General features: G+C 27.7%; 3 protein-coding genes. 1 reads left to right on the top strand and 2 read right to left on the bottom strand.

Features of this window, described 5'->3' with window-relative positions; genetic code table 11:
• Window positions 1–699: 699 nt before the first annotated feature.
• Both nrdG and Q3304_RS20400 read right to left on the bottom strand, forming a co-directional pair.
• Window positions 700–1,239 (bottom strand): anaerobic ribonucleoside-triphosphate reductase activating protein, encoded by a 540-nt coding sequence (gene nrdG, locus Q3304_RS20405; RefSeq protein WP_054268693.1) that lies wholly within the window; start codon window positions 1,237–1,239, stop codon window positions 700–702.
• Window positions 1,240–1,260: 21 nt separating this feature from the next.
• On the bottom strand, window positions 1,261–3,612 hold the full coding sequence (locus Q3304_RS20400; RefSeq protein WP_407815250.1) for an anaerobic ribonucleoside triphosphate reductase: 2,352 nt from the start codon (window positions 3,610–3,612) through the stop codon (window positions 1,261–1,263).
• A gap of 372 nt (window positions 3,613–3,984) precedes the next feature.
• Here Q3304_RS20400 and Q3304_RS20395 point away from each other — a divergent pair, with 372 nt between their 5' ends.
• Window positions 3,985–5,169, top strand: a complete 1,185-nt coding sequence (locus tag Q3304_RS20395; protein WP_227832691.1) for a pyridoxal phosphate-dependent aminotransferase — start codon at window positions 3,985–3,987, stop codon at window positions 5,167–5,169.
• The last annotated feature ends 195 nt before the right edge of the window (window positions 5,170–5,364 follow it).

Raw genomic sequence — 5,364 nt, 5'->3', positions numbered from 1 at the left:
GCTTTATCTGTTTGCCCTTTTCTTGAGGACAAGTATTACTATACCAACTTTTCCTTTTAGAGTCAATAACTTTTTTCACATTTTTTACTTTCAAGTATCTCATTTATTTACATATGGTTATATTATCCACATTATAAACAACTGATTCATATTGTTTTAACTTATTATATTAAATATTATCCACATTATAAACATATTTATCCACAAATTACAAAATTTAATATTTTTTATACAAATATATGTATTATATGTAATTAGACTTATTTACTTAATTGATTTATACTATAAAATTTGTTTATAAGAAAGATACAAACCAAGAAATATTATTAAAAATACTCATTTTAAAGATTTTCTATTTTTTAAAATGCTTAATACCAATCTTGATGGCACTAGGTAAATTACTTTCTGAGCTCCTTGTCAACATTTAATCATTTATTTGAATTCTTCTCTTATAGTAACTAAAGATTTTTACATAACAACTAAACATTCTAGTTTCTTAGCAAAGAATCCATAAATTAATACTTGTATATCCTTTAGAAGCTATCTATTAGAATCATCCAGCTTATAAAAGAGTTAAATAAAATACACGATAAGCATTTTTATTTAACAATTACATCTTATATGATGCAAATAAACAAAATTACATAAAGATAGACGGAGGTAAATACATTATTATATTTACTTCCGTCTATTTATATTTTATTCTGCTATGGATAAATCATCTTTCATATATTGTTCAACTAAAAATACTTTTTTATATTTCAAACTTTTTTGAACATCAATTATTCTTTGATTTGATGAACCTCTGAACTTTAAACTTATATCTTTTTTCTCAGCCATAAACTTTCCATCTACTAAAATATCAATTTGTTTTAGTAAATTTAAATTTTTAAAATATCTACTATTTTTTTTATCTAATAACTGCTCAAATGTGAATCCAGTATATGACCATACATCCAGTCCATTTCTTTTAGCTTCTTTTGCTACTTCTTCTAATGGTTCTGGCTGTAAAAATGGTTCTCCTCCTGATAATGTAATACCTTTTTGTAACTTTAATGATTTTATCTTATTTATAATTTCTTCTGTATCCATGTAAAATCCCCCACATAAATCATGTGTCTGAGGATTATGGCATTCTTTGCAATTATGGATACATCCTTGAGTCCATATTACCATCCTTAATCCTGGTCCATCAACTATACTGTCATGGCTTATAGTAGATGACATTCTTATTTTCATAACTTATTCCTCCAAATAAAACTATCTATGCTTTACTCTATCTCTTACTTCAGCTTTTTTTGCATTATTAAATCTGTCAACTGTACCAACTAAGTAACCTGTTATTCTTCTTATTCTTTCAAATTTGATATCACTTTCATCTTCATTTCTTCCACATACAGGACATATGTTACTTCCTATTACACCTGAAAATCCACATATTGGATCTCTATCTACAGGATGATTTATGCTTCCATATCCTATACCTAAGTCTTTCATAGCTTTTATAACTGTTTCAAAAGCTTCTAGATTATCTGATGGATCTCCATCTAATTCCACATATGTTATATGACCTGCATTCGTCAGTTCATGATATGGAGCTTCTATCTCAATTTTGTCATATGCACTTATATTATAATAAACTGGTACATGGAATGAATTAGTATAATATTCTTTGTCTGTTATACCTTTAATCTCTCCATATATTTTTTTATCTATTTTAGTAAATCTACCTGAAAGACCTTCCGCTGGTGTACCCATTAAAGAGAAGTTTAATTTATATTTATCTGTGGCTTCGTCCATTTTAGCTCTCATGTGTGACACTATTCTTAATCCTAATTCTTGGGCTTCTTTGCTTTCTCCGTGATGTTTACCCATAAGAGCAATAAGACATTCTGCTAAACCTATGAATCCAATTGTCAATGTTCCTTGCTTTATTACTTCTTTTAGTGTATCTTCTGGTCCTAAATCATCAGAACCTTTCCATACACCTTGACCCATCAAGAATGGGAAATTCTTCATTTTTTTATTTCCTTGAACTTCAAGACGTTCTAATAATTGCTCTATAATTAAGTCTATCTTTTCATCTAATTCTTCAAAAAAACCATCTAAATTAGCTTTCTCACCATTTACAATGCCATGCTTTATACCCAATCTTGGTAAATTAACTGTAGTAAAAGATATATTTCCCCTACCACTAACTGTTTCTGAACCACATACATTACTAAGTACTCTTGTTCTACAACCCATATATGTGGCTTCTGTATCTGGTTCACCTTTTCTGTAATATTTAGCATTAAAAGGCGCATCTAAGAAACTAAAATTAGGAAATAGTCTTTTAGCTGATACTCTGCATGATAATTTAAATAAATCATAATTAGGGTCTTTAGGATTTAAATTTACTCCTTCTTTAACCTTAAATATTAAAATTGGAAAAATTGGTGTTTCTCCATTACCTAGTCCTCTTTCTTGAGATAGTAAAAGATTCTTAGTTACCATCCTTCCTTCTTCAGAAATATCTGTTCCAAAGTTCACACTTGAAAATGGAACCTGTGCACCTGCTCTAGAATGCATTGTATTTAAATTGTGTATAAATGCTTCCATAGATTGGTATGTTTTTTTATCAGTTTCTCTATATGATTCTTCAAATGCAAAGTTTTGCATGTTATTTGCAAGTTCTTCATCAATATCAAAAGTTTCTATCAATTTCTTTTTTTCTGAGTTTATATATAATTCCTCTCTTTTAAGACCAACCTTTTTATTTGTTTCTTTTTCTGTATTATATACTATGTTCTTTATTGCATCATTATTTTCAATTCCTTTAAATAATTTCAATGCTTTAGCTAAGTTTCCTATGTAGAATTTCTTAAAGGTCTTATATACACCTTCAGCCAATCCATAATCAAAAAATGGTATACTTTGACCTCCATGTTGGTCATTTTGATTACTTTGTATAGCGATTGCAGCTAATGCTCCATAACTTATTATATCTTGTGGTTCTCTTAAAAAACCATGTCCTGTTGAAAATCCACCATTAAATAGTTTTTTAACATCTATCTGGCAACAAGTTAATGTACCCATATTTAAAAAGTCCATATCATGTATGTGTATATCTCCATTCTCATGGGCAAAAGAATGTTCTGGCTTTAATATATGAGTCTTACAAAATTCTTTAGATACAGTGCTTCCATATTGTAGCATAGTCCCCATAGCTGTATTACCATTAATATTTGCATTTTCTCTTTTTATGTCTGCATCTTCTGCATCCTCAAAAGTAATCTCCTCTATTGCCTTCATCAGTCTTGTTTTTGAATTTCTTATTCTACTTCTTTCAGTTCTATATATTATGTATTCTTCACTAGTTTTTGCATGACCAGTTTCTATAAGAATCTTAACTACTGAGTCTTGAATATCCTCAACACTTGGAACTGTTTCTGAATATTTATGATTTAAAAATCTTATTACTTCCTGAGTTAATTGCTCAGATAATTTATAATCAGGTACTATTCCTTCCCTTTCTGCAACATTTGTCGCTGCTAAAAATATAGCTCTTGTTATTCTATCTTCATTAAATGGGATTACTCTTCCATCTCTTTTTTTCACGAATTCAACCAATTAAAAAAACCTCCTATTACTATATATTGTATTTTATTAATCTACATACCACTATATGTAGTATATTAAGTCTAAAAAAATCCCCTTCAACTAAGTTAAAGGGATTATCTTAATAATTTCTATATTAAGATTACCAAATTTGTACATAATAGTCAAACTTACGCAAGTCATTGCAAATACTATCTAGATATTTTGAACAGTAGCGTTTCTAACAACTCTGAGAGTCAAAAATTTTTTCTCTTTTTTTTACACTAATTTTAGGCAAAAAACGTATAATTTCATGTACATTAATGTATATATCTACAAATTTCCTTATGTAAATTCTTTAAAACTGTCGTATAATATAAATAATAATTTAAAAGGAGGCATTTTATGTTATCAAAAAGACTAAACTTTATAACTCCATCCTACACAATAGGTATTAGTTCAAAAGTTAAAGAAATGGAAAACAACGGAATTAAAGTAATAAATCTTAGTATAGGAGAACCTGATTTCAACGTACCTAATAATGCAAAAGCTTATGGTATTGACTCTTTAAATAAAGATTGTACTAAATATGATTTAGTTCCAGGGTTAAAAATACTTAGAGAGGAAATTTGTAAAAAACTTATTGATGAAAATAATTGTAAATATTCAATAGATGAAATAGTTATATCAAGTGGAGCAAAAAACTCTATAACGAATACTTTGCTAGCTTTAACAGATGAGGGAGATGAAGTATTATTGCCAAAACCTTATTGGGTTAGTTATCCTGAAATGGTTAAATTAGTAAATGCTGTACCAGTTTTCATCGATACTAAAAAAGAAAATGGATTCAAGTTAACAAAAGATGAGCTTAAAAAATCTATAACAAATAAAACAAAAATTCTTGTAATAAATAATCCTTCAAATCCTACTGGTAGCATTTATACAAAAGATGAATTAATAGAAATTGTAGATGTATGTATAGAAAATAAAATATATATTTTAGCAGATGAAATATATGAAAAAATATGCTATGATGGGGAATTTACATCAATTGCCTCATTAAGTGAAGAAGCTAAAGATATAACAATAACTGTAAATGGTTTTTCTAAATCTGCTGCAATGACTGGATTAAGATTGGGATATACAGCATCTAATAAAACCATTGCTAAAGCAATGAGTTCTATACAGGGACATCTTATATCTCATCCAAGTTTAACAGCACAATACATAGCATATGGAGCCTTAAAAGATTGCTCAGCTGATATAGATAATATGGTTAAGACATATAAGTCTAGAAGAGACTTAATTACATCAAAATTAGACTCTATCGAAAATGTAGGATATGTAAATCCAAATGGCGCATTTTATGCATTTATAGACCTCTCTAAAGTATCTGAGAGATTTAAGTATAAAGATAGCTTTTCTATAGAATTTTGTAATCAATTTTTAGAAGAATATAACGTTGCAGTTGTTCCTGGAATAGCATTTGGTATGGATAAATATATTCGTATATCTTATGCTTGCAGTGAAAATACGTTCTTATCTGGATTAGACAAACTAAAAGAGTTTGTATATAAAATAATGGCATAATAACAATTTAAATTAAATGATGGTTAATATCCCAAATGAGTATATAAGATTTTTATTTACTAACTTAACTAAAATATTAGATAAAAAACAAAAGAGCTACTGATTTAAAAATCAGTAGCTTTATTTTTTAATTGAAATATTAAATTAAGTAAAATGTTGAATTAAAGTGCTAAGTTAATTTATTATAATAAAAAG

Origin of the sequence: Clostridioides sp. GD02377 (assembly GCF_045899875.1) — a bacterium.
In the GTDB taxonomy this organism is placed as follows: Bacteria; Bacillota; Clostridia; order Peptostreptococcales; family Peptostreptococcaceae; genus Clostridioides; species Clostridioides difficile_A.
This window is presented reverse-complemented; position numbering and strand designations above follow the sequence as displayed.

What these genes read in the sequence shown, in the direction of transcription:
- Q3304_RS20395 (WP_227832691.1), top strand. Translation starts at nt 3,985, where the DNA reads ATGTTATCAAAAAGACTAAACTTTATAACTCCATCCTACACAATAGGT.
- nrdG (WP_054268693.1), bottom strand. Translation starts at nt 1,239, where the DNA reads ATGAAAATAAGAATGTCATCTACTATAAGCCATGACAGTATAGTTGAT.